Source organism: Methylovulum sp., from assembly GCF_028687615.1.
GTDB lineage: Bacteria > Pseudomonadota > Gammaproteobacteria > Methylococcales > Methylomonadaceae > Methylovulum.
Genome location: NZ_JAQTZU010000002.1, coordinates 33,506 through 57,450, shown reverse-complemented (window position 1 = coordinate 57,450; position 23,945 = coordinate 33,506). Strand labels below are relative to the sequence as shown.

19 protein-coding genes are annotated in these 23,945 nt (G+C 49.4%); 12 read left to right on the top strand and 7 right to left on the bottom strand.

The window, feature by feature from the left end:
- The first annotated feature begins 102 nt into the window (after positions 1-102).
- The 4 genes from coaBC to argB are packed head-to-tail and all read left to right on the top strand — an operon-like array spanning position 103 to position 3,771.
- A complete protein-coding gene (gene coaBC, locus PHH59_RS01620; RefSeq protein ID WP_300010592.1) occupies positions 103-1,299 on the top strand; it encodes a bifunctional phosphopantothenoylcysteine decarboxylase/phosphopantothenate--cysteine ligase CoaBC in 1,197 nt (398 codons plus the stop codon).
- Positions 1,296-1,751, top strand: coding sequence for a dUTP diphosphatase (gene dut, locus PHH59_RS01615; protein ID WP_366145468.1), 456 nt, complete (start codon positions 1,296-1,298; stop codon positions 1,749-1,751). Before coaBC ends, dut begins: the two co-directional genes overlap by 4 nt.
- Positions 1,752-1,780: 29 nt before the next feature.
- A complete protein-coding gene (locus tag PHH59_RS01610) occupies positions 1,781-2,821 on the top strand; it encodes a hypothetical protein (RefSeq protein WP_300010188.1) in 1,041 nt (346 codons plus the stop codon).
- 50 nt (positions 2,822-2,871) lie between these two features.
- Entirely contained in the window at positions 2,872-3,771 is a 900-nt protein-coding gene (argB, locus tag PHH59_RS01605) for an acetylglutamate kinase (RefSeq protein WP_300010185.1), read from the top strand.
- Here argB and PHH59_RS01600 read toward each other — a convergent pair.
- The 3 genes from PHH59_RS01600 to proC all read right to left on the bottom strand — a co-directional run bounded on the left by PHH59_RS01600 (position 3,751) and on the right by proC (position 6,317).
- Positions 3,751-4,746 (bottom strand): hypothetical protein, encoded by a 996-nt coding sequence (locus PHH59_RS01600; protein ID WP_300010182.1) that lies wholly within the window; start codon positions 4,744-4,746, stop codon positions 3,751-3,753. The two genes, argB and PHH59_RS01600, sit on opposite strands and share 21 nt — an antisense overlap.
- A 168-nt stretch (positions 4,747-4,914) precedes the next feature.
- A complete protein-coding gene (locus tag PHH59_RS01595; RefSeq protein ID WP_300010179.1) occupies positions 4,915-5,490 on the bottom strand; it encodes a YggT family protein in 576 nt (191 codons plus the stop codon).
- Entirely contained in the window at positions 5,490-6,317 is an 828-nt protein-coding gene (gene proC, locus PHH59_RS01590; protein WP_300010176.1) for a pyrroline-5-carboxylate reductase, read from the bottom strand. The genes PHH59_RS01595 and proC overlap by 1 nt, the downstream gene beginning before the upstream one ends.
- A 120-nt stretch (positions 6,318-6,437) precedes the next feature.
- Here proC and PHH59_RS01585 point away from each other — a divergent pair, with 120 nt between their 5' ends.
- Genes PHH59_RS01585 through PHH59_RS01575 form a run of 3 tightly spaced genes read left to right on the top strand, consistent with a single transcriptional unit; the run spans position 6,438 to position 9,356 of the window.
- Complete coding sequence (locus PHH59_RS01585; protein WP_300010173.1) at positions 6,438-7,430, top strand: spore photoproduct lyase family protein; 993 nt, start codon at positions 6,438-6,440, stop codon at positions 7,428-7,430.
- Positions 7,418-8,128 carry an SDR family oxidoreductase gene (locus PHH59_RS01580; RefSeq protein WP_300010170.1) on the top strand — a complete coding sequence of 237 codons (711 nt, stop codon included), beginning with the start codon at positions 7,418-7,420 and terminating at the stop codon, positions 8,126-8,128. The genes PHH59_RS01585 and PHH59_RS01580 overlap by 13 nt, the downstream gene beginning before the upstream one ends.
- Positions 8,129-8,132: 4 nt before the next feature.
- Complete coding sequence (locus PHH59_RS01575; RefSeq protein ID WP_300010167.1) at positions 8,133-9,356, top strand: glycosyltransferase family 4 protein; 1,224 nt, start codon at positions 8,133-8,135, stop codon at positions 9,354-9,356.
- An 85-nt stretch (positions 9,357-9,441) separates the two neighbouring features.
- On the opposite strand, the gene PHH59_RS01570 is transcribed toward PHH59_RS01575, so the two are convergent.
- Together PHH59_RS01570 and PHH59_RS01565 are read right to left on the bottom strand one after the other, a co-directional pair.
- On the bottom strand, positions 9,442-10,008 hold the full coding sequence (locus PHH59_RS01570) for a GNAT family N-acetyltransferase (protein WP_300010164.1): 567 nt from the start codon (positions 10,006-10,008) through the stop codon (positions 9,442-9,444).
- Positions 10,009-10,120: 112 nt separating this feature from the next.
- Positions 10,121-10,534 (bottom strand): DUF1499 domain-containing protein, encoded by a 414-nt coding sequence (locus PHH59_RS01565; protein ID WP_300010161.1) that lies wholly within the window; start codon positions 10,532-10,534, stop codon positions 10,121-10,123.
- Between the two features lie 243 nt (positions 10,535-10,777).
- On the opposite strand from PHH59_RS01565, the gene PHH59_RS01560 reads away from it, so the two are divergent.
- Positions 10,778-12,169 (top strand): DUF2252 family protein, encoded by a 1,392-nt coding sequence (locus tag PHH59_RS01560; protein WP_300010158.1) that lies wholly within the window; start codon positions 10,778-10,780, stop codon positions 12,167-12,169.
- A 356-nt stretch (positions 12,170-12,525) separates the two neighbouring features.
- Here the strand turns inward: PHH59_RS01560 and PHH59_RS01555 are convergent, their stop codons facing one another.
- The gene (locus tag PHH59_RS01555) at positions 12,526-15,957 is read right to left on the bottom strand and encodes a mechanosensitive ion channel domain-containing protein (protein WP_300010155.1); all 3,432 of its coding nucleotides are present in this window, start codon (positions 15,955-15,957) and stop codon (positions 12,526-12,528) included.
- Positions 15,958-16,206: 249 nt separating this feature from the next.
- Here PHH59_RS01555 and PHH59_RS01550 point away from each other — a divergent pair, with 249 nt between their 5' ends.
- From PHH59_RS01550 to PHH59_RS01535, 4 genes are all read left to right on the top strand, one after another.
- Entirely contained in the window at positions 16,207-16,839 is a 633-nt protein-coding gene (locus tag PHH59_RS01550; protein WP_300010152.1) for a hypothetical protein, read from the top strand.
- A 47-nt stretch (positions 16,840-16,886) separates the two neighbouring features.
- Complete coding sequence (locus PHH59_RS01545; protein WP_300010149.1) at positions 16,887-17,264, top strand: DUF202 domain-containing protein; 378 nt, start codon at positions 16,887-16,889, stop codon at positions 17,262-17,264.
- A gap of 264 nt (positions 17,265-17,528) precedes the next feature.
- Entirely contained in the window at positions 17,529-19,850 is a 2,322-nt protein-coding gene (locus PHH59_RS01540) for an NADP-dependent malic enzyme (RefSeq protein WP_300010146.1), read from the top strand.
- Positions 19,851-20,112: 262 nt separating this feature from the next.
- On the top strand, positions 20,113-22,251 hold the full coding sequence (locus tag PHH59_RS01535) for an AMP-binding protein (protein WP_300010143.1): 2,139 nt from the start codon (positions 20,113-20,115) through the stop codon (positions 22,249-22,251).
- A gap of 25 nt (positions 22,252-22,276) precedes the next feature.
- Here PHH59_RS01535 and PHH59_RS01530 read toward each other — a convergent pair whose 3' ends face one another.
- Positions 22,277-23,944, bottom strand: a complete 1,668-nt coding sequence (locus PHH59_RS01530) for a serine/threonine-protein kinase (RefSeq protein WP_300010140.1) — start codon at positions 23,942-23,944, stop codon at positions 22,277-22,279.
- Position 23,945: the final 1 nt, after the last annotated feature.

Here is a 23,945-nt window from a genome sequence, read left to right as displayed (position 1 = left end):
ACTTGACTTATCTATCAAGCAAATAGTCTTCTGCGATTGCAATTTAAGCCTAGAACAATTGATCCAGACTTGCCATAATACCTCTTTAATCATTATCTGGGCATCACCATTAACAAGCGCATTTTATTAGGGATTAGCGGCGGGATTGCGGCTTATAAATCGGCGGAATTAGTGCGCTTGCTATGTAAACAAGGGGCTGAGGTCCAGGTTATCATGACCCAAGCGGCGACCGGGTTCATCACGCCATTAACCTTCCAAGCTTTGTCGGGAAATCCTGTCCATACGGCATTGCTGGATGCCAATGCAGAAAACGCCATGAGCCATATCAGCCTGGCACGCTGGGCGGATATGCTGGTAATTGCCCCTGCTACGGCTAATGTCCTTGCCAAATTGAGCCACGGCTTGGCGGATGATTTATTAACCACGCTTTACCTTGCAGCGAATTGTCCGGTCTATGTGGCTCCGGCGATGAACCAGGCGATGTGGCACAAGCCTGTCACCCAGGACAATGTCGCAAGGCTCAAAGCCCACGGTGTACAAATCATCGGCCCCGAAGCGGGCGACCAGGCATGTGGTGAAACGGGTTTCGGCAGGATGTCGGAGCCGGAACAGATTTGCCGTTGCTTATTTAAGACAGCAAGCTCTTCAATCCTTCAAGGCGTGAAGATATTAATCAGTGCCGGGCCTACCCGTGAACCCTTGGATCCGGTGCGTTACCTCACCAACCGCAGTTCAGGGAAAATGGGCTACGCGCTGGCAACAGCAGCGGCGGATGCCGGGGCGGTGGTGACCTTGGTCAGCGGCCCCGTACAACTGCCGGCACCTAAGCAGGTGACTGTCATCAACGTGGAAACCGCCGCCCAAATGTATGACGCGGTGCTGGAAGCCGCCGGACACCATGCGATTTACATCGGCACGGCGGCTGTGGCTGATTACCGCCCTGTTCCAGCAAACGATAAAATCAAAAAACAGGACGGGCAAACCATCCTGGTGTTACATAAGACCCAAGACATCCTCGCCGCCGTTTCCGCATTGGAGCGACGTCCGTTTACCGTCGGATTTGCGGCGGAAACCCAACATCTTGAACAATACGCGCTAAATAAGCTTGAACAAAAAAAACTGGATATGATCGCCGCCAATTGGGTCGGGCAAGATTCCGGCGGCTTTGACAGCAACCAAAATGCCTTGCAAGTGTATTGGGCCAATGGTCAACGGCACTTGGCAATGACCGATAAAAACCAGCTAGCCGAACAACTGCTTAAACTCATCGCCGAACGCTTCCAAACATCCACATCATGAAAACAATACAGATGAAAATCCTCGACGCCCGCTTAGGTGTTGAAATCCCCCTACCCCAGTACGCCACAGAAGGTTCGGCAGGCTTGGATTTACGCGCCTGCCTCGATGCAGCCACGGTGATTAATCCCGGTGAAACACTTTTGGTGCCCACTGGTTTGGCTATCCATATAGATGACCATCAATTGGCGGCGGTATTATTGCCCCGATCAGGCTTAGGCCATAAGCACGGGATTGTCTTGGGCAACCTGGTCGGGCTGATTGATTCAGATTACCAGGGCCAAGTGTTTGTTTCCTGCTGGAACCGTGGCGTCACGGCATTCACCATAAACGTTGGCGAACGCATCGCGCAAATGGTTTTTGTGCCGATAGTGCAAGTTGAATTTGCGCAAGTCGACGCATTCACTGTGAGCAACCGCAGCGATGGTGGCTTTGGCCATACCGGGCGACATTAAACAGACTTTTATATTTTTGGGGTTATAACATGAGAAAGCTATTCTCTTTGATTGCAGCAGCAACTATTTTGATGATACTCATTGTGGGTTCCGGTGTTTACTGGTTGACCAGTTCTGAAACCGTCAAAGCCAGAGAGGATTCCGCCGCTGCGGAGGCTAGGAATATCGCGCTAGGATTTTCAGCGCAAATTGACTTGTTAAATAAAACCCTAGATAAAATGGCGCAAGATCCTGAAGTAATCAATGCCATAACTATGGGTAATAGTGGTTTATTGAAGGTGGCCGCCGCCAAACTGGAACAATATATCCCGGACATTTTGAAAATCAGGCTGTTATTGCCGGATATCAATGCCATTGATGAACAATCCAAACCGCCCATGGGGTTTGCTGACCTCGACCTGGTCAGGGAAACCTTGACACACAACCAGTTTCCTAGCATCCAGGGCGAAAAGGGGGTGGACAGGCACTTTGCGCTAGCACGCGGCGTCATTCAAAATGGCAAGGTGGTCGGGGTCATTTTGGCAAGTTTTAATGAAAATGTGATTTTAAAAAACTTACATCTTGCGACTATAAAAAATGCTTATCTTGAGCTTAAACAAGGGCAGTTGGTCTTAGCCACCTTAGGAAAGAGGTCGGGGCTTGCAGATATCGAAGCCAAGCGTTTTAACATCCCCAATACCGATTGGACCATAAACTACCAATCTTCAGATGCCGTCGGTTTAGCCAACTTGAGCATGATATTCTGCATAGTCGTAGTGCCATCGTTGATCATCCTATTGGTTTTGTTTGTCGGCCAACGATGGCTGTCAAACATAGTAAGACAGGATCTGGAAAGCCTGATGAAAGCTTTTAAAGATATAATGACCCATACTTCCCACAGTAATTATCCGGTGGAATTGACCGAATTCACCGCAGCCATTTCCAATCTGATGCAGTTTAAACGGGTTTTGGATTATGGGGACAGGGAAACTACCGATGTGATTGATCACGAAGCCAATATCATCGTCAGCGATGACGATGATTTCGATCTGGATGGTTTGTTTGATGAAATCAGTGATTACAAATTATAGTTGATACCGCAACCTAGTTTTACCACTTTATTTGATGGAACAGCAAAAAAATGACGCAAAAAAAAGCCGCCCCCCTGATTGCCGAAGTCTTAATCGAAGCCCTGCCCTATATCCAACGTTTTAAAGGTAAAACCGTTGTCGTTAAATTTGGTGGCAATGCTATGGTTGACGTAGCCCTGAAAAACAGTTTCGCAAGGGATATTGTGCTAATGAAACTGGTTGGCATCAATCCGATAGTGGTGCACGGCGGCGGCCCACAAATTGGCCTGTTGCTGGAAAAGCTTGGCAAAACGACCGGTTTTGTTGACGGGATGCGCATTACTGACAGCGAAACGATGGATGTCGTTGAAATGGTGCTAGGAGGCTTGGTAAATAAAGAAATTGTCAATTTAATCAATATGAACGGCGGCAAAGCGGTCGGACTTACCGGAAAGGACGGGGATTTCATCCGTGCCAAAAAAATCACTCTCAAACGCTCGTCAATTGATGCTGAAGCGTCAGAAATTATTGACTTGGGTCATGTCGGGGAAGTCAGCAGCATTGACCCGGCGGTGGTGGATATGCTCGGACGCAGCGATTTCATTCCGGTTATCGCGCCAATAGGCGTCGGTGCCGACGGACGTTCTTACAATATCAACGCCGATTTAGTGGCGGGAAAAACTGCCGAAGTGCTGAAAGCCGAGAAATTAATTTTGTTGACCAATACGGCAGGAATTTTGGACAAGCAAGGCGGCTTACTAACAGGCTTGTCGGTCACTGATATTGACGAGTTGGTTGCCGATGGCACTATTTCAGGTGGAATGATCCCTAAAACCCGTTGTGCGACCGACGCCCTAAACGGCGGTGTCCACAGTGTGCACATTATTGACGGGCGGGTAGAACATGCGGTGTTGCTGGAATTATTCACCGACCAAGGGGTTGGCACCTTATTATTGAGTCGTCCGCGATAAGACGTTATTGACATAAGAACGGAAAGACTCGCGTAACTCCCGAATTTTTTGGCTCGCGCATAATTGTTCGCCCACTACAGAGTTATGGCAGTGGATATCCAAAAATAATTGGTAGTCATTTTCGGTGATGGCAATACGTGACAAGGTTAAGCTGATATCGGTGTCCACCGCAGGGGGGCGGTTCATAATCAGCTTTTCATTATAAACATCGGGCACGGTGGTTGAGTTGCGGTTTACAAACTGGCGGGCAATTTCCCAAGCCTTATTGCACTGATGGTCATTATCGCAATGGAACAACCCCAAGGCATTGGCTAGCTGGATACTCGGTATGGTATTTTTCGTGGGCCTACGTTTATTCAACGACTGGGTCAAAAATAGATAGCGGTCAATATTGGCGGTGTATTCGTTCCTCACTATGCTTTGCTTGTCGATATTGGCATTGATGGCCTTATTAATTTGTTCCATTTGCTGTTGTGTCGACTTGATGTCTTCAAGCAGTTTGGAGGTGACTTGCTGGGCGTTCCGCTCCATCGCCGCGGCCGCTTTTTGCTGATTGTTAAGCTGGTGGGCCATATTTTTTAAAGTCCCTTCAAGCACCCGCCGCTGGTTGTCAAATTCCTGCATTTTAGCGGCCATTGCCGCTTGTATTTCTTCTTCGGAATGGAAGGTGTTCAACAAAGCATGATCATTCACTTTTTGTTTGGCAATCAGTTTTTCTTCTTCCTTACGCAGCTCTGCAAACCTTGCGTCAATCTCAATTTGATCTTTGGTCTTCGCCCGCTCAGTAATTTCAAGCACCGTTGCCCGGGGACTAAGTAATTCGCGGCGGTTCTGTGATTGTTCCGGGGGCACCTGATCAGAAAACACCGTATTGCCATATTGATCTTCCAAACGGTATAAGCGTTTGGCGCAAGCCATCTCGCTACTGAGCAAGCAAATCAGAACAATCAAGGTTTGCAAAATTGATACTGGCATAGACTTTTGAATGACTTTATACAAGATTCTGAATTATAGGATAAAGGCAAGGCAAAAAGAAAATCTAATTGGCCTTAAACTACCTATCCGTACCACTAATGGAAGCGACCGGCATAATTTTAGGACAGACTTACGCGTATTGTTCGTTCCACTGGTTGGTTGTAAAACTTAACCGATCAAACTAGCCAACTGTTGCAAAGGCGGCAAGATGATCATCTTTGCCAATTGTAAAAACAGTAACACGGCTAATGGTGACAAATCTATACCGCCCAAATCCGGGATGGCTTTGCGGCTTAGATTGAGTAAAGGTTCGGTCAGGCTGGCTAAAATCGACGAGGCCGAATCATAAGCACCAGGATTTATCCAACTTAATATAGCCCTGGCAAAAACGGCAAAAATAAAAATGTTGATGAGCAGGGCGACCACATCAGCAATGGATAAAATCGTCAACGCGCCGATATTAACTGACACCCCTTTCAAAATCAGTATGGTGAAATTTGCCAACATCTGCAAAAAAAGCACCAACACCAACGATGAGGTGTCTATCCTACCAATCGGCGGGATGAACCGGCGCAGGACGCGTAGCGGCGGATGGGTGATTTTAAGCAATAATTGCGCGATGGGATTGTAAAACGAAGTGCCGCACCATTGCAGCAAAAAACGCAGTAAAACCGCCAAGATATAGAGCGATGACAAGGAATCGACAATAAGGATGATAGGGTCAGTCAGATAACTGGAATCCATCAGGAATTCTCCATTTGTTTGGACATTTCAATAGAACGGTTATAAGCCGCATGTAAGGCACTCGCAACCAAAGCGGCAAAACCGTTTTGTTCAAACGTTTGTATCGCCTGTTGGGTGGTCCCACCCGGCGAAGTCACCCGTTTGCGTAATTGTTCTGGCGATTCGGGCGATTCCAGGGCGATTTTCGCCGCACCCAAGGCGGTTTGTTGCACCAACAATCGTGCTGTCACAGCACTTAAACCAAGTTCTACTGCGGTGGCTTCCATCGCTTCCATCAATAAGAAGAAATACGCCGGGCCGCTACCAGAAACGGCAGTCACGGCATCCAATTCGCTTTCATGTCCAACCCAAAGCGAAATACCGACCGAGCGCATAATGTTTTCCGCCAGATCCCGCTGTTTGGCACTAACATAGTTGTTGGCATGTAAAGCCGTCGCACCGGTCAACACCAATGCCGGCGTGTTGGGCATACAACGCACAATCGGGGTTTCATCGCCCAGCCATGCCGCTAAACTGCATTGATTAATACCAGCGGCAATAGACACCACCAAACTCTGTTTTTGCCTGATCAAGTCCGCGACATTAAGGGCGACCTCTTTGAGTGATTGGGGTTTGACCGCCAAAACCACGACGTCAACCGCCTCAACCAGCCCATCATTGCTATTTACTGTATTTACCCCCAGTGTTGCCGCAAGCCTGACCAAGGCCTCGGCATTGATGTCAGAAACCCAAATGGCGGCAGGGGCGTGACCGCTGGCAATAAGGCCGCTCATCAAGCTGGTGGCCATGTTGCCACCACCAATAAAACCTATTTTGTTCGTTTTCATAATGTCCATGTTAGTACGGTTATTTAAAGTATTTTACCCTATATAGGGCTTGAGCAATAAATACCAAGCATTTTCCTATAAAATGCCCCCACCTTCATGGATTCTGAAGCTTTCCAAACAATGATAGACACCATTTATATAGAAGAAGCCATTCTTGAACATCCGCGCGTACAGGACATTCTGGCACGTTTTCCAAACGCCGCCCGTATCCACTGCCAACGTTACGGTGAAGTTTTTAATCCTAAATCGCAGAATTTCCGGCTCCAAAAGCGCAAGCCCGCGCTAATCCTTGCCCAAAAACATCAACACTTTGCCCTGCCGGCACCCGCTGGTTATGGTATTGGAGCAAGGCGCAACTATTATTTTTCACACGTTTTAAACTGCCTCTACGATTGCCGATACTGTTTTTTGCAAGGCATGTACCAATCGGCCCATTATGTCATGTTTGTCAATTACGAAGACTTTCAGGAAAATATCAAACAACTATGCGAAGCATCACCCGATGAACCGGTGCATTTTTTCTCCGGTTACGACTGTGACAGCCTTGCTTTGGAACCCGTCACCGGATTTGCCGGACACTTCCTGCCGTTTTTCGCCAAGCTACCCAACGCTTGGCTGGAATTACGCACCAAAAGCACCCAAGTACGCAGCCTGTTAAATCGCGGGCCATTACCGCGTTGCGTGGTCGCATTCAGCTTGTCTCCGCATGGCTTCGCCGAAAAAGTGGAAGCCAAAGCACCAAGCTTGCAACGCCGTTTGGACGCGCTGTGCAAATGCCAGCAACAGGGCTGGCTGATCGGACTGCGTTTTGACCCTTTGCTATACCAACAGGATTATCAGCAACACTATCAGGCTTTTTTTGCTCAAGTTTTCGCCAAAATCAACCCGGACCTGCTGCACTCGGTCAGCCTGGGCGTGTTCCGGTTGCCAGAAAATTTCTTCAAAAAAATGCACTCGCTCTACCCAGAAGAGAAACTCTTCTCCAGTCCCTTGGAACGCCAGCAAGGCATGGTGTCTTATCCCAAAGCCTTAGAGCAAGAGATGGTCGATTATTGCACAGCACAGATTTTGACTTATATTCCGGCAAGCAAATTCTTTCCATGCACACTGTAACACGCACCGTCCTGGTCACCGGGGCCAGCTCAGGCATAGGCCGCGCCATCGCCAGACGCTTATTGCAACAAGGCCACCGGGTGATCGGCATCTCCCGCGATAGCGGTAAATTCCGTAAAGACGTTGCCGGCTTCACCGCTTTACAACTTGATCTTGGCGACTTGGACGCATTGCCCCAACACCTACGTGAATTGGAAAAAAACTTTCCTGATATTGACGCCATTATATTTTGTGCGGGCAAAGGCCAATTCGGTTCGTTGGAAGAATTTTCCTATCGTCAAATCAATGACTTGATGACGATCAACTTCACCAGTCCGGTGTTTATGACCCGTGCCTTATTACCCGCATTGAAGCGCAAACAGCGTAGCGATTTGATTTATATCGGCTCGGAAGCCGCATTAAAAGGCAGCCGCAAAGGGTCTATTTACTGTGCCGGCAAATTCGCGCTGCGCGGTTTCACCCAGGCCCTGCGCGAAGAATGCGGCAAAAGCCGTGTGCGTGTCTGCTTGATCAATCCTGGCATGGTCAGGACGGAGTTTTTCGATGCCTTGTCTTTCAGCCCTGGAGACGAAGACAGCAACGCCTTATTGCCCGAAGATGTTGCCGAAGCCGTGGCTTATGTGCTTGAATCCAGAAGCGGCATGGCCGTCGATGAAATTAACCTCAATCCTTTGAACAAAGTCGTCAAATTCAAATAAAGCTATGCGCATCTTGTTTATCCACAATAATTTCCCGGCCCAATACCGCCACATCGCCGGGGCTTTAGCCAACAATCCTGACAACAAAATCGGCTTTATCACCCAAAACCAAACTAGCGGGGATATGCCGGGCGTCACCAAATTGGTTTTCGAACCGGCGCGTAAAGCCCACGCCAACACCCATTTGTATGTCAAACCGTTTGAAAATGCCGTGCTGGAAGCGCAAGCGGTGGTGCGGGTGCTGGACCAACTAAAAGCCAAGGGCTTTGTCCCTGATGTGATATGCGCCCACACCGGCTGGGGCAGTGCCATGTTCGTCAAGGACATCTTCCCCCAAACGCCTTTACTGCTTTATTGCGAGTGGTTTACGCGCTTTCAGGACAGCGATTTGGATTTCGACCCCGCCTCCCCCACCAGCCTGGATGACATCCTGCGTTTTCGCGCCAGCAATGCCGCCATGCTGGTCGATTTGGAAGCCTGTGACGGCGGCGTGACCCCGACCCACTGGCAACACTCGCGTTTCCCCCCTGCTTTCCAGCCGCGCATCCAAGTGCTGCATGACGGCGTCGATACCGAGTATTTCCAACCACAAGCGAATACAAAACTGCAACTGCCCGATGTGGATTTAAGTGGCATGCAAGAACTGGTCACTTATGTTTCGCGGGGCATGGACACTTATCGGGGCTTCCCGCAATTCATCGAAGCTATCGGGCACCTGCTGGACCGCCGCCCGCATTGCCACGCCGTCATCGTCGCCGCCGACCGCATCGCCTACGGCTCTAAACCGCCTGAAGGGGAAAGTTGGAAAGCCTGGATGCAGGCCAAAGTGGATTTGGACTGGTCGCGGGTGCATTTCACAGGTTCTTTGCCTTATAAAAATTACCGCCAAGTCTTACAAGCCTCGTCTGTGCATGTTTACTTGACCAAGCCGTTTGTATTGTCTTGGTCGCTGTTGGAAGCGTTGTCAACGGGCTGCTTGGTGGTTGCATCCGACACCGCACCCGTGCGGGAAGTGATCAAAGATAATGTCAACGGCTTGCTGGTGGATTTTTTCGACACCCGGGCGATTGCCAAACGTATCGAAGCCGCTTTGGATGATCGTGCCTTGGGGGGCGTGTTACGGCAAAACGCCCGCGAAACGGTTTTGGAACATTACGCACTGGCAAAATTGTTGCCACGGCAATTGCAGCTATTGGATGACTTGGTGCGGCAAGCTCCCTTTGCCTGACTGTTTAGGCTAAGCAGGACAGCTATAGCCGCCCCTCAATAAAATAGCTGATAGCTTCTGCGGGAATACAAAACAACATGCCCGCCTACCAATCCGTTAAAGGAAATAAGCCGCCTCTGACGGTCAAGTCCATTCGATAATGGTCATTTTCGTATACACCAACGGCACCTAGCCGGCCTAGCCAACTGCCCATAACCAAGTTCTCCGTAAGAACGAAGCCTCGTAATATCTCAATACCTTTTATGCTTGCGATTCGATCAAGCACTGCCAGTAGAATCGTTCCCACCCCCCGATGCTGATAACTGTCGATGACTACCATCCCAAATTCAGCCACTGTGGGCTGATTTTCAATACGGATGAACCGGGCGATGCCCACGCCCTGATGTCCAGGCCCATTGTCGGCAAGTGCAATCCATGCAACATGATGGTGTTGATCGATTTCTGTAAAATTATGCAATTGGGCGTCGGATAGTTTTAGAATGGGGGAAAAGAAGCGGAAGTAGCGTGATTCCGTGGACAAGGCCAACATGCCTTTTTGTATTATTTCTTTGTCGTCAGGCCGGACCGGTCTAAAATCGACCAACTCGCCATCCCGCAACGGGTAGGTAAATTCTTTGCTGTCGTCGATACGGCTAAAATAATCGCTTATCATCTTATTATATGAAAAGCAATGGCTAGACGAATAATAATTGTTTCATGAGTTCTTGCCTTAATTTTATACGAGACAGTGCAACAACTTATTAGGAAATTAATAGTATCCCTACCTAATCAACCACACCAACTTTCCGCAATTCGGCGCGTAAAGCTTCGATGCGTTTGCGGTTCACGCCAAAATCACTATGCCCCACCCGTGAAGCGGAACGGATATGGATCAATTCCGCATCCGCATCTAGCAGCACGTTAATATCATCGACAAAACGGAACACCAGGCTCGTCGCCTCGGCGTGCAGCGTAATGTGCGTCTCATGGGTGATCACCATGCGCGGCTGTTTAATCATCGCCTTTTTCAATTCCGCCCAAGCTTGCCGTGGATTGCCTTTAATTTCAAACGGCAAAACATAATGTTGTTTGTCGTGGATTTCCGCTTGGCTGGAGACACAATTCGGGCTGTTGCCACAAATCGGTAATTTGCCATTAATTGCTGATGCTTTCGTAGGTGTTGGGCTCATCATGGTCATGATCACGCTGAAAAGAATAATTTTGAATTTCATAAATTATGACGGTAGTGGTTATATTTCACAACAATAGCTGACAATTTGACATAAACACGCTTAGTGTCAAATTTAAGATTCACCAGGCATAGCAACAATCGAGCAGGGTAAAGCTTACTAAAAAACCAAGGCGATTGAAAAAGCCGCCAACTCTAACTATAATTCTCAGGTTTTAGCATTCACCACGCACCGTACAACTTTAGGAATTTTATGAAATTACGCAATTTTTTCGCTGTAGGCCTTGCCGTATCAGCCTTATCATCGGCATTGGCACCATCCCAAGCGGAAGCGGCGACTAGCCGTAAAACTTGGCTTGTCCAAAAAATCTACAACTACAACCATCCGTTTGCCGCCAATCTTTCCACTGAATTGGCGGTTAAAATGACCAAAATGGCGGTCAATGCTTTTGCGTTTTATCGGGGCACGGCGCATATTTTTTACGAAGACACCAAAAACACCGCGACCTGGCCTACCTCATGGTACACCAACACCATAACCAACGGTGTTTGGCTGGAAGGCGACATGCACATGCAGAACATGGGCGGATTCCGCGACGCCAACAGCAATGCCGTGTTCGACACCAATGATTTTGATGAAGGCTACTGGGGTTCTTACACCTGGGATTTGCGCCGCATGGCCGTTGCCATTTTGCTGGCTGGCGAAGAAAAAGGCATCAGCAGCACAAATCGCCAAACGTTGGTGAAGAATTTTGTCGGTAGCTACGCCACACAAATCGCCGCTTTCAAAGGCAACGACAACGAATTAAGCTACCGCCTGGGCGCCAGCAACACTAACGGTATTGTCAAAGACACGATCCAAGCCGCCGACGGCAAAACCCGTTCCAGTTTGTTGGCAAAATACACCGCCGTCAGTGGCGGCTCCCGCTATTTCCTGACCATCAGCGGTTCCTTACAACCCGTCAACAGCGCCACATTTACCGCGATCAACGCCGCAATGCTGGGCTACATCAGCTCCATTTCTGCTTCCAAACGTAAAAGCAATAGCTATTATGTCTTGAAAGCGGCGGCTTCACGCCTAGGTTCAGGCACGGGTAGCTTAGGCCGTTACCGTTATTATTTGCTGATCGACGGCCCATCAACGGCAACCAGCGATGATGTGATTTTGGAAATGAAACAAGAAACCGACAGTGCTGTCTCCATCGCCGCTCCCGGCAACATGCCCGCGTGGACTTATGATTACCACAACGGTGAGCGCGTCACCAAAAGCATAAAAGCCATGTTGACCAACACCGATGTTTTGGTAGGCTACACCAACTTGAACGCGCTACCGTTTTTCATCTCCGAACGCTTGCCTTACCAGGAAGATTTTGACTACACCTTGTTGACCACGTACACCAAATTTAACGATGCGGTGAATTACATGGGCAAAATCTTGGCGAAAAACCATGCCCTGGCGGATAAAGATTATGATGCGACCCTGATTCCTTACAGCATGGATAAAGAAATCACCGACGTGATTAACGGTGACGTATCAGGCTTGAAAACCGAAATCCTGAATTACGCGCTCAGCTATGCCGCGCAAGTAAAGCAAGATTATGCTGATTTCGTCAGTGCCAAAAACAGCGGTTCTGTACTTTATTGATTTGCAAGGCGGCGGTATTCGGATGTGCTTGCCACATCCGGTTTACCGCAACGCTTAAATTCGGGGGGTATTTTCAATCAAACCCTTTTAGGTAACCCGCAGAAAATAAACTGCCACAGATTCACAGAACAACGTCATTAAATCCACTAAAAGAGTTGTCCACGAAAACCAACAGTAGGCGCATTACGACTGCATGGATGCCCCACAAGAGGGTCTATGGACAGGGCAGCGTAGCGGTGTGCCGAGGCGGCACGAAAAGCACGAAAACTCTACAACACGATGCATTCGATTGTTTTTTGTTTTTTTTCGTGCCGCCTAATGCGCCTACTGTTGGTTTTCGTGGACAATGCGTAACATCAGGTTTTTAACCCCTCGGATTCTTGGGCAAACCCTCGCACATGCACTTCCCGTTGCGGCAACGGAATCTCGATATGATGCTCGCGTAGCACACGTTCCAGACGCAGGTGCAATTCATGGACGACTTGCAAACGGTGGGACATTTCGCTGACGAAGGCGTAGATGGTGAAATTCAGGGCATTGTCGCCAAAACTGCCCAACAACACTGTGGGATGGGGTTCGGCGAGCACCAGCGGGGTGGTTTGCACGGTTTCCAGCATGAGCTTATGGGCCTGTTCCAGATCCGTGCCATAAGCAATGCTGACCGGAATGACCACGCGGGTGATGGCATCGCTCAAGGTCCAATTGACCAACTGGTTCGTGATAAAAGTTTTGTTCGGCACGACCAGTTCTTTTTGATCCCAATCCATAATCGTCGTCGCCCGCATTTGGATACGGCTGACTTTGCCGGTGACTTCGCCAATGGTTACGGTATCGCCGACACGGATGGGCCGCTCGAACAGCAGGATAATCCCTGACACCAGGTTGGCGAAAATTTCCTGCAAACCAAAACCCAAACCGACACTGAGTGCCGCCACCAGCCACTGCACTTGTGACCAGCTTCCGCCCAACTCGTTGGCGACACAAAGAAAACCGATAGAAATCAGCAGATAACCCGCCAGTTTATTGATTGCATAACGGCTGCCCGCTTCTATGCTCAAATGGCGGAACACTAAAATCTCCATGAGACCGGAGAAATTCAATACCGAGACGATAGTGAGGAATACATACATTCCAGCCAGTAACAAATTGGTTAACGTGACCGGTTGCAAGACTTCCTGTTTATCCACCGTGACCAGATGCTCCCAAAGTTCAATGTCATCCAAAAAGGAAAACGCGGGTAAAATATTTTTCCAAATCAGCCAAATGCCGATGATCAGCGTCAAGCTGATGAACACGTTCAGCAGCTTGATGGTTTGTGCGTTGATTTTGGGTATGTCTATAAGCGGTTCTTCTATCGGTATGACCGGGTCTTCACCGCCTGCAACCTGCGGTTTTTCTGCATGGGCCGCCGCTTTACGTTTTTGCCGCACATTTTCTATCGCCAGTTGCCGATTGACCAAAGTCAGCCAACGAAACACGAGTTCATGGACGACGACCATCAGAAACACCAAGCGCAGGGTGATGATCAGTTGCTGTTGCAATTCCAGCGCGCTCAGGTAATAACCGGCAACGGCAAAACCGATAATGGCCAATGGCAGCGAAATCGCCGCCGGATACCAAATATAGCGGGATTGGTTCAACCAGCCCTGCGGATGCGCGGCTATCGTATATTGCAAAAGCCCGCGGTTGGGATGCAGGACTACGCGTAAAAACCAAGCCAGCGCCAACATGCTGATGACCAGGGCCAACCTGCCGATATTGTCGCTGTACAAAGCCACACCGGACGCGCCCGTGCTGGTGATCAGGAACACGCTGGGCACGGCAATAAAACGCAGCCAGGCAAGCTGCCGCCTGAATAGATTGGCGGTGTCTTGTTGCCATAGAAAATGTTTTCTGGCAATACCTAAGGGGGCAAATAAGCGGTAAAAAAATTGCAGGAAAAATAGCGGCATAGCGGCGGCTTGAAACCCCACACCAACGGCTTTGCTAAATTCGGCGACATGCAAGGTATGGCTTAAAAGCCAGCCCCAATAGTAAAACAGCAAGGGCAAGGGCAAGATCAGCAACAGCAAATGCGCCATTGCTTGGATCGTGTAGAAAAAATGGTCGTTATAAAATTCGCCGACTTGCCCGGCAATCCGTGCTAGCTGCAACTGGCTCCAGCGTCTTGATGACACCAACACAATTAAGCTTACTATCGCCAAAAATGCCCGAAATGGATTGTTGACCAGCGACTTGACCGTATCTTTGATGGCACTGATCCAATTAAATGGCGATAACAGCCATCTTGAGGCATGGTAAAGGCCGGAAACAAAATCGGCATTGAATGGTTCCGAACTCGGCACCCAAAGCAAGCGTTCATCAAGATAGGCGGCAAATTTTGTCGCCTGCGCAACCATTTGCTGGCGGGCAAAATCAAAGTCGCCGAGTGCACGCAAATAAGTGTCATCGGCCACCGACAATTTGTTCAGTAAATCTTTCTGGCTGTTCATCAACACGCGTAATTCCGCCTGGACCATCATGCGCTGTTCGTCCGGCAGATGGCTATCGACTTGGGTGGACATGATTTGCTGCAATTCATGATCCACGTCAGCGAGTTTTTTCAGCTTGTCTTCCATCTTAAACAACTCAAGACTGGTCAATGCGGTCTCGTTTTGCACGGCTTCCGACTGTAAATTGAGTTGGGTATCGGTCAATAAATTGCGCCGCTGTTCGCGCAGGATTTTGCCTAACGCCGGACTTAAGCCCGCCAGGCTGATTTTCTTTTCGGCGCTCTTAAAATCGCTGTCAATTTCGGCGACTTGCACGTCGAGCTTGGTTTTTTCTTCGTTATAACTGTCAATCTTGGCGGTGGTCGTTTGCAAGTCTTTGCTAAACTGGATATTTTCGCGGGTCAGGGTCTGGATCACCGGATGTTTGCCGGACAAGGCCTTTTCCGCTTGGTTGAGCGCGTCCTGCGCTTCTTTGGCGGCCTGTTGCCGACGTTCCGCCAGTACATTTTCGATTGCGGCAAGCACTGGCACTAACCCGCTTTTTTGCAAATCCAGTATTTGGTACTGGTTTTTCAATAAATCGACCCGCACGGGATTACTGATGGCTTCAATATCGAGCATTTTTAACTCGGCAGTACGCACCTCCATCAAGGTTTTTAGATACAAAAGCTCGGCTTCCGCTTCCATTTTTAATTCTGTTGATGACGGTGTTTCCAACTTTTTCTGACTGGCTTCGATATCTTGCTGGGCATTGACGGTTTCCTGACGAATCAATTGCGGCCGGTTGTTTTGCAAGGCCAGTTCGTTTTCCAGTTTTTTCAATTGTTCTTCAAGATTATCGAGCGCTTCTTTTTCGATGATCAGCCGTTGCTCCAATTCTTCGGTCACTATGCCGGAAAAATCTTCTATCTTTTGCTTGGCGAGCTTATGTTGGGTTTGTGCTATGTCTTTTTGCAGCTTTTTAACGGCCTCGGGCGCTTGCTTGACCGCCTGTTTAAACTCTTCCGTTTTGGCTTTAAACGCATCAAGGTTGGCAAGATTGTCTTGTGCCGAATGGTAAAATTTCAGCACGGAGGCCTTGGTTTTCTCATCAAAATCCTGGCGGGCGGTGATTGCATCAATTTTTGCCTGTAGCGTTTCCTTGGTTATATCCAGCAGTGCCACCTTCTGAGTGGTGACGCTAGCCCTAGTAACATTATCTGCATGGCTGGCACCAACAAACATCGCCAGCAAAAGGAATATCAGCAAAAACAGCGTTGGAGAAAAATTAAACACAGGATTTTCGATAAATTTCATTGGGCAGCAAGGGTATTTGATGGAAACAAAACATTGTGGGTTGGGATTGGCAAACCCTAAAACACGTTCTTAGCGGGGGTATTTTGGGGCCTGCTTGGATCAAATGACAGGCATTCGTGCAAATAAGCCAAACCAGGCATTTGGGTAAAGCAGGATAACATGCCTTATTAAACGCTTTCTTAACGGATATGCTTTCTTAGCGATTATAATAAGCCAACATCCATAATATGTAGCCACTAGGGCATTTTAATGAAAGCAAGCTTGTATTTTTTGATGATAGGCATAGTAACAACGTTAGCGGCTTGCTCCACCCAGGAAGTTAAACAAGAGACGGTCTCCACCCCACCTACCGAAAAAAAACCCCTACCATCCAATCAGGATAATGCGGCTTTTTCAGGCCAAAATCCAGCCATGACCATTGTCAAAAATGGCAAGACCTTGAATTTGGTCAGAATCATGGACGGTGCTGCGTGTAAAAATAAATTTGAAGGCGCGAAAGGCTCTTTTCTGCTCTATGCCGACCCGCAAGATATAGAACGTATCAAACATGACCGGGGAGCAAAAGTTTTTAGCGATTTTGAAAAAAAAATTGAGGCGTTCTCTGAAGACGCGCTCCAGGAAGCCGTCAACAACACTTACTTGGCAGAAGATCCGTTTGCTTTAGGCAAGGACGAGGCACGGGAAAAATTGGCGAAACAATTGGCGGTCAATTTCCAAAAGGCGGCAAGCACCGCGATAGCCAACTTTGGGAAAGAAACCACATTGACCGTCGAAGTCACTGCTTTTCCGCCATCGTTGGTGTTTTATCAACAAGCTTGTGAAGCGGTGCTGGATGATCCTGATGAACCTGTTGCTCCTGATGCTAGCCAGACACAGCCGTAGGTAGCCCAAGTGCCTTATCTCAAAATTAAGCTTCTTGGTGGTTTTATATGTCTGAGCTGAATGATCCGAGGGTGTTCTTTGCAGCTGAGCGAACGCTACTTGCCTGGAATCGCACCAGCCTGACATTAATGGCATTCGGTTTTGTCATCGAACGTTTTGGCCTGTTTGTCCATATACTCTCGCTCCATAAAAGCGAGCCGCTTCAAAGGGGCTTCTCATTTTGGGTTGGCCTCGCTTTTATTTTGTTGGGTGCGTTTGCATCTTTAGCCGCAATTACCCAGTACCGCAGGGTTCTGCGTACCCTTAAGCCCGTTGAAATTCCAGAAGGCTATCGGGTAAATCTAGGCGTATTCATAAATTGGGTTGTTGCCGTTCTGGGTATTGCTCTTTGCGTCTATCTGTTTGTTTACGGATCGGGTTTATAAGCCCCCAAAGCGGGACAGGGCTTCAAACTCCGTCCTTAACGTCTGTACTGAAAACATTACGGAACAGGCCGCCTGCCGACAATAGGCGCATTAGGCGATGCGCCTATTGTCGGTGCAAATCTGTTCCGGCTTTCGATTAACCACGAAGAGATAATTTTCGTTCCTTCGTCATTTTCTGCCTTAAACCACAACGCCATTGTTTTCTAAATAAACAAGGTTTACTTTAGATCTATACGCCCTACCGTAACAGGACAAGCACAAAACATGAAATCCCTGCCCCCTAAAGAAGAACAATCCCGTTTATTAAACCAAGCCGCGCTGGATTATCACGAGTTTCCCGCGCCTGGAAAAATCAGCGTCACGCCGACCAAGCAACTGACCTGCCAGCGTGACCTGTCCCTGGCCTATTCGCCAGGCGTGGCGGCGACTTGTGAAAAAATCGTCGAAGACCCGCACAATGTCGCCCGCTTCACTGCACGGGGCAATCTGGTCGCGGTCATCACCAACGGCTCGGCGGTCTTGGGATTGGGCAATATCGGCCCTTTAGCCGCCAAACCGGTGATGGAAGGCAAGGCGGTGTTGTTCAAAAAATTTGCCGCCATTGATGTTTTCGACATAGAAATCAACGAAACCGACCCCGACAAACTTTGCGACATCATCGCCGCGTTGGAACCGACTTTTGGCGGCATCAACCTCGAAGACATCAAAGCCCCCGAATGTTTTTACATCGAACGCAAACTGCGTGGCCGCATGAATATCCCGGTGTTCCATGACGACCAACATGGCACGGCGATCATCGTCAGCGCGGCGATACTCAATGGCCTGAAAGTCGTCGGCAAAGACCTCAAACACTGCAAACTGGTGGTGTCCGGTGCCGGTGCGGCGGCCTTGGCCTGCCTGGATTTGCTGGTCGATTTGGGTTTCCCCATCGAAAATATTTTTGTCACCGATTTGGCGGGTGTGGTTTACCAAGGCCGCACCGAACTGATGGACGAGGACAAAATCCGTTTTGCCCAAGACACGCCAGCGCGGACCCTGGCGGAAATTATTCCGGGCGCGGACGTGTTTTTGGGCTTGTCAGCCGGTGGCGTGTTGAAGCCGGACATGGTGAAAAGCATGGCGGACAAGCCCTTGATCATGGCTTTAGCCAATCCAACCCCGGAAATCCTGCCGGAAGAAATCCGTACCGTGCGGGATGATGCGATTATCGCCACGGGCCGTTCGGATTATCCGAACCAGGTCAATAATGTCCTGTGTTTCCCGTATATTTTTCGCGGGGCCTTGGATTGCGGCGCAACCACGATCACCCGTGAAATGGAAATCGCCACCGTCCACGCCCTCGCGCAACTGGCGCAGGCGGAACCTTCCGATGTCGTCGCCACCGCTTATGGCAGCCAAGATTTGTCATTCGGGGCGCATTACCTGATCCCCCTGCCCTTCGACCCGCGCCTGATGAGCCAAATCGCGCCCGCCGTCGCCAAAGCCGCCGCCGCATCCGGCGTCGCCACCCAGCCGATAGCGGATATTGAGGCTTACACCGAACGCCTGCGGCAATTTGCCTACCACAGCGGCTCGTTCATGCAGCCGGTTTTCCACAAAGCCAAAAAAGCCGAACTGTCGCTCAAACGCATTGCTTTTTCTGAAGGCGAAGACGAGCGCGTGTTACGGGCGGTGCAAATCGTCCTTGATGAAGAGCTCGCCACACCGACGTTGATAGGCCGCCCTGCCGTCATCCAGCAACACATCGACAAACTCGGTTTGCGCATGAAAAACGGTGTTGACTTTTCTATCGTCAATCCTGAGTTTGACGAGCGTTACCGCGATTTCTGGCAGACTTATCTGGCAATGACCCAGCGCAAAGGGGTCACCGAACAATACGCGAAACTGGAAATGCGCCGCCGCAACACCTTGATCGGCTCGATGCTCGTCCATAAAGGTGATGCGGACGGCCTGATATGCGGCACTTTCGGTACGCCCAGGCTACATTTGCACTACGTCGATCAAGTGCTGGGCAAACGCCCAGGTTGTGATGTGTATGCGGCAATGAATTACCTGGTCTTGGCTGACCGGCAAATCGTCTTGGTGGACACCCATATCAACGAAAACCCCACGGCGGAACAACTGGCGGAAATCACCTTATTGGCCGCCGGCCAAATGCGCCATTTTGGCCTCATACCCCGCGTCGCCTTGTTGTCGCATTCCAATTTCGGCACCGGCAACAGCGTCTCCGCACAAAAAATGCGCGACGCATTGGCGATCATCCAGCAACAAGCCCCTGATCTGGAAATTGACGGCGAAATGCACGGCGATGCGGCAATAGACTTTGATATGCTCAAATCCATCATGCCGGACACCCCCTTGAAAGGCAGTGCCAACTTACTGGTGTTGCCCACTATTGATGCCGCCAATATCGCTTACAACCTGCTCAAAGCCACCGCCGGCAACGGCGTCGCCATCGGCCCCGTGCTGCTAGGCTGCGCCAAACCGGTACATATTTTGACCGCTTCGGCAACGGTGCGGCGCATTGTCAATATGACGGCCTTGTGTGTCGTGGATAGTGTATGTATGGCGCAGGATAAAGCGTAAGATGGCAAAGTGTGCTGACAAGGCCAGTTGGAGCCGGGCTTCCCGTCCAGCCGCAAAATCGCCAATCAATATCTGCTAGAATGTCGTCAGGAGGAGATATTAATTGCCCCATAAGTTCGCGCACAGTAGGATGAGGTTACTGTGCGCGAACTTATGGGATACACATACATATAATCAATAAGTTATTAATTGTTTCATAAGTAATCGCCGGAACAATTTTGAAATTTAAGGTGCGATTACTTATGAAACAATTAATAACATCATGCTAAAAAAATGCTTACATTGGCTGTTGACACTGATTTACCAGGTTGAAGTGAAAGGGCTGGACAATTACCACCAGGCGGGCGGGCGGGTCTTGATCATCGCCAACCACACATCGTTTTTAGACCCGCTGTTATTAGGCGTGTTTTTGCCCGATGACATTACCTTTGCGATTAACACGCATATTTCCCAACGTTGGTGGTTAAAACCATTTCTAGGCTTGTCGCGGGTTTTTCCTATGGACCCGACCCACCCGATTTCGTTGAAAAACCTGATCCATCATCTACAAAAGGACGGCAAAACGGTGATTTTTCCTGAAGGGCGGATTACCGCGACCGGTTCGTTGATGAAAATCTATGACGGGCCGGGCATGGTGGCGGACAAATCCGGCGCGACGATTTTACCGGTGCGTATCGAAGGGGCGCAGTACACGCATTTTTCTAAAATGCGTAATATCTTCCGCCTACGCCTGTTGCCCAAAATCACCCTGCACATTTTGCCGCCGACACATATTGCCGCCCATCAGGAATTGAGCGGTAAAAACCGGCGCAAATACAGCGGTCATATCCTCGCCGACATCATGACCGAGATGATGTTTAAAACCAGTGACTACCGGCAAAACATTTTTTCCAGCCTGCTCGATGCACGGACTGTACACGGCGGCAAACATACCGTGGCGGAAGATTTGGAGCGTGTCCCGCTGTCTTACGACACCTTGATCACGCGCACGATTGCGATAGGCAATGCCTTACGCGGCTTGACTGAATCCGGCGAGTATGTCGGTGTGTTCCTGCCCAATACCACAAAAACCCTGGCTGTTGTCTTAGGCTTGCAATTGCATGGCCGCGTACCGGCGATGTTGAATTATTCCACGGGTTCGGCGGGAATGGTGTCGGCTTGCCAGGTCGCGCAAATTAAAACCGTGCTGACTTCGCGGCGGTTTATCGAGCTGGGCAAACTATCCGAAGAAGCCGAACAGCTCGCACCACGCGTCAAGCTAGTGTATCTGGAAGATTTGGCGGCGACGATTTCCAAATTCGACAAGCTCAAAGCCTTGCTGCAAAGCAAAACCACGGCTTATTGGTACCGATATGACCGCGACCAACCGGACAGCCCGGCAGTGGTGTTGTTTACATCCGGTTCGGAAGGCACACCGAAAGGCGTGGTGTTATCGCACAGCAATATTCTGGCAAATCATAAGCAGATTGCCGCACGCATCAGTTTCACCCCACAAGATGTGGTGTTGAATTTTTTACCGATGTTCCATTCCTTTGGTTTTACCGTCGGTACGCTGTTGCCGGTGCTCAGCGGCATGACGACATTCTTTTATCCTACGCCCCTGCATTTTAGCGTGATCCCTGAAATCGCTTATGAAATCAGCGCGACCATCATGTTCGGCACAAATACCTTCTTCGCGGCTTATGGCAAAAAAGCCCATGCCTATGATTTTTACAATCTGCGTTATGTGGTTGCGGGGGCGGAAAAACTGCAAGAAAGCACCCGTGACTTGTGGGCGGATAAATTTGGTATCCGTATTTTAGAAGGTTATGGCGCGACCGAAACCGCACCTGTGGCGGCGGTCAATACGCCGATGGATTTTAAGGCGGGGACAGTCGGGCGGCTGATGCCGGCTATGCGCTATCGACTGGAACCCGTCGAGGGCGTAGCCGATGCGGGCAAGCTGCATGTGCAGGGTCCTAATATCATGCTGGGTTATTTGTTGGCCGGGCAGCCAGGGACATTAATACCGACCGCTTCGGTTTACGGCCCAGGTTGGTACGACACGGGGGATATTGTCCATGTCGATGAAGACGGTTTTGTCGGTATCTACGGGCGTAGCAAACGTTTTGCAAAAATCGGCGGTGAAATGGTTTCGCTGACAGTTGTCGAGCAAATTGCCGCAAGCGCCTGGCCTGATGCGCAGCACGCCGCCATCAGTTTGCCGGATGCCAAAAAAGGCGAGCAGATAATTTTGCTGACCACCCAAAAGCAGGCCACGGCCATTGGGCTGGCGGCTTTATCCAGCGGCGTCGCCGCCATTTGTTTACCGAAACGGGTTATGGTTGTCGAAACTATTCCAGCACTGGCTACGGGCAAGATTAATTATCCGGCGGTCACGGAATTGGCGATGACGAGTTAATTGCCGTGCCGCAGGAGAGGCTTTGTCAGTTAGGGACACCAGGGATGCAGGCCATCGTCCCCCTGATTTTTTCACAAATACCCGCTAGTTTTCGGCGTGGCGTATTCGCCACGCATTCTTCGTGCAAGGCCTTGCCTTCACAGGCTTTTATCGCAAACAAAGAGGCAAACTTTGGTAGACCATCCGGGCTTGGACGCGCTAAACGCGGAAAAGCTTCCATTGTTGGCCGGGATGCAGGTGCATGGATGGGTGCAGGCTGTGCTTGTACACGCGGGGGATTGACGGGGTTGGCTAGGACGCCTAAGTCTGGTTCGGGAACATGTTCCTTGGCGGGTGCATCGGATGATCCTGCAACGTAGGGGAGCATCATGTTTTTAATGAAGGGTTCGGTCAAAATATCATGGGTGATAAAGTAATAAGCCAGCAACAGCATGGGTATGACCAGGCTTATCTTAAACAGGAGGGCTAACGAAAAAGGTTCTTTGACTTTTTCGCCAAGCGTTTTACGGCATTTAATGCACTTTGCGTCAGCTAAAAATTTGCCTTCACGGAGGACATTTTTGGTTTTACAATGCGGGCAAAAGTAAGTTTCATACTTTTTTTCCTGGGGAAAAGGATCTTCCATAGGCGCCAAGTCCAGCTTAACCGCTTTAGGTTCCGGTGCAACCGGAGGATTGATGTAACCCGGCTTATAAACGGATTTTTTAAACGTTTGGGTGCGGGCAGGCTGCTCGGTCAATTGCTGTTCGAATTCTTTTATAGATTGCGGCCTGTTTTCTGGATAGACGGCCAACGCCTTCATAATCGAATTGGAAAACTGCTGGCTTAAGCCAGTTTCCAAATTTGCCAAGTGGATAATCGGGTCTTTCTGTAAACGGGCAGTCGCTTCATTCGGTTTGATGCCGCTGACCATGTAGTAAATAGTCGCCGCCACTGAATAAATATCTGTTGACTGGGTAAAATTACTGCGTGACAAGTATTGTTCAAACGGCGCAAAACCGGGCGTCAATATTACCGAGACCGACACGCTTTTCTGGCTGATGGCACTACGGGCGGCCCCGAAATCGAGCAGCACCGGATGCTCTTTATCGACTAGATAAATATTGTCAGGTTTGATGTCCCTGTGTAAAAAACCTTTTTGATGGACTTGTGCCAAACCGTCCATCACTGGCAGCATAATCTTCAACGCTTCTTCTTCAGTGAGTTTTTGGTTCTTCAGTTGCAAAAACTGTTGCAGTGAAACGCCCTCATAGTAATCCATAACCAGATAAGCGGTTTTGTTGGCAGGGAAAAACTCCCGTACACGCACTACGTTGGCATGCCTGAATTGTGCCAGGGTGCGGGCCTCCTGCAAAAACTGTTTTAAACCGAATTCAAATTCAAGGCGGTTTTCATCAGAATGCGCCGCTACCATCGGGCGGTTGTTGTCGCGGGTAACCAGCGTGGCGGGCAAATATTCTTTAATGGCAACGGCTGTTTGCAAAACCAAATCCCAAGCCAGGTAAGTTATGCCAAACCCCCCTTTGCCCAATACCTTACCAATCAAAAATTTTTTGTTGAGGATGGTCCGATAGGGCAATACCAGCGAACTCTGTTGGGCATTGTTGTCAAAGCCGCATTTAGGACAAACAGAGCCGACTTTATTGATGGACATACAGCCCATACATAAATTATCAAGCTCTTGAATCGCCATG

Bases quoted from the DNA above. Each gene is read 5' to 3' on its own strand.
- dut (WP_366145468.1), top strand. From the start codon at position 1,296: ATGAAAACAATACAGATGAAAATCCTCGACGCCCGCTTAGGTGTTGAA.
- PHH59_RS01610 (WP_300010188.1), top strand. From the start codon at position 1,781: ATGAGAAAGCTATTCTCTTTGATTGCAGCAGCAACTATTTTGATGATA.
- argB (WP_300010185.1), top strand. From the start codon at position 2,872: ATGACGCAAAAAAAAGCCGCCCCCCTGATTGCCGAAGTCTTAATCGAA.
- PHH59_RS01600 (WP_300010182.1), bottom strand. From the start codon at position 4,746: ATGCCAGTATCAATTTTGCAAACCTTGATTGTTCTGATTTGCTTGCTC.
- PHH59_RS01595 (WP_300010179.1), bottom strand. From the start codon at position 5,490: ATGGATTCCAGTTATCTGACTGACCCTATCATCCTTATTGTCGATTCC.
- proC (WP_300010176.1), bottom strand. From the start codon at position 6,317: ATGAAAACGAACAAAATAGGTTTTATTGGTGGTGGCAACATGGCCACC.
- PHH59_RS01585 (WP_300010173.1), top strand. From the start codon at position 6,438: ATGATAGACACCATTTATATAGAAGAAGCCATTCTTGAACATCCGCGC.
- PHH59_RS01580 (WP_300010170.1), top strand. From the start codon at position 7,418: ATGCACACTGTAACACGCACCGTCCTGGTCACCGGGGCCAGCTCAGGC.
- PHH59_RS01575 (WP_300010167.1), top strand. From the start codon at position 8,133: ATGCGCATCTTGTTTATCCACAATAATTTCCCGGCCCAATACCGCCAC.
- PHH59_RS01570 (WP_300010164.1), bottom strand. From the start codon at position 10,008: ATGATAAGCGATTATTTTAGCCGTATCGACGACAGCAAAGAATTTACC.
- PHH59_RS01565 (WP_300010161.1), bottom strand. From the start codon at position 10,534: ATGACCATGATGAGCCCAACACCTACGAAAGCATCAGCAATTAATGGC.
- PHH59_RS01560 (WP_300010158.1), top strand. From the start codon at position 10,778: ATGAAATTACGCAATTTTTTCGCTGTAGGCCTTGCCGTATCAGCCTTA.
- PHH59_RS01555 (WP_300010155.1), bottom strand. From the start codon at position 15,957: ATGAAATTTATCGAAAATCCTGTGTTTAATTTTTCTCCAACGCTGTTT.
- PHH59_RS01550 (WP_300010152.1), top strand. From the start codon at position 16,207: ATGAAAGCAAGCTTGTATTTTTTGATGATAGGCATAGTAACAACGTTA.
- PHH59_RS01545 (WP_300010149.1), top strand. From the start codon at position 16,887: ATGTCTGAGCTGAATGATCCGAGGGTGTTCTTTGCAGCTGAGCGAACG.
- PHH59_RS01540 (WP_300010146.1), top strand. From the start codon at position 17,529: ATGAAATCCCTGCCCCCTAAAGAAGAACAATCCCGTTTATTAAACCAA.
- PHH59_RS01535 (WP_300010143.1), top strand. From the start codon at position 20,113: ATGCTAAAAAAATGCTTACATTGGCTGTTGACACTGATTTACCAGGTT.
- PHH59_RS01530 (WP_300010140.1), bottom strand. From the start codon at position 23,944: ATGGCGATTCAAGAGCTTGATAATTTATGTATGGGCTGTATGTCCATC.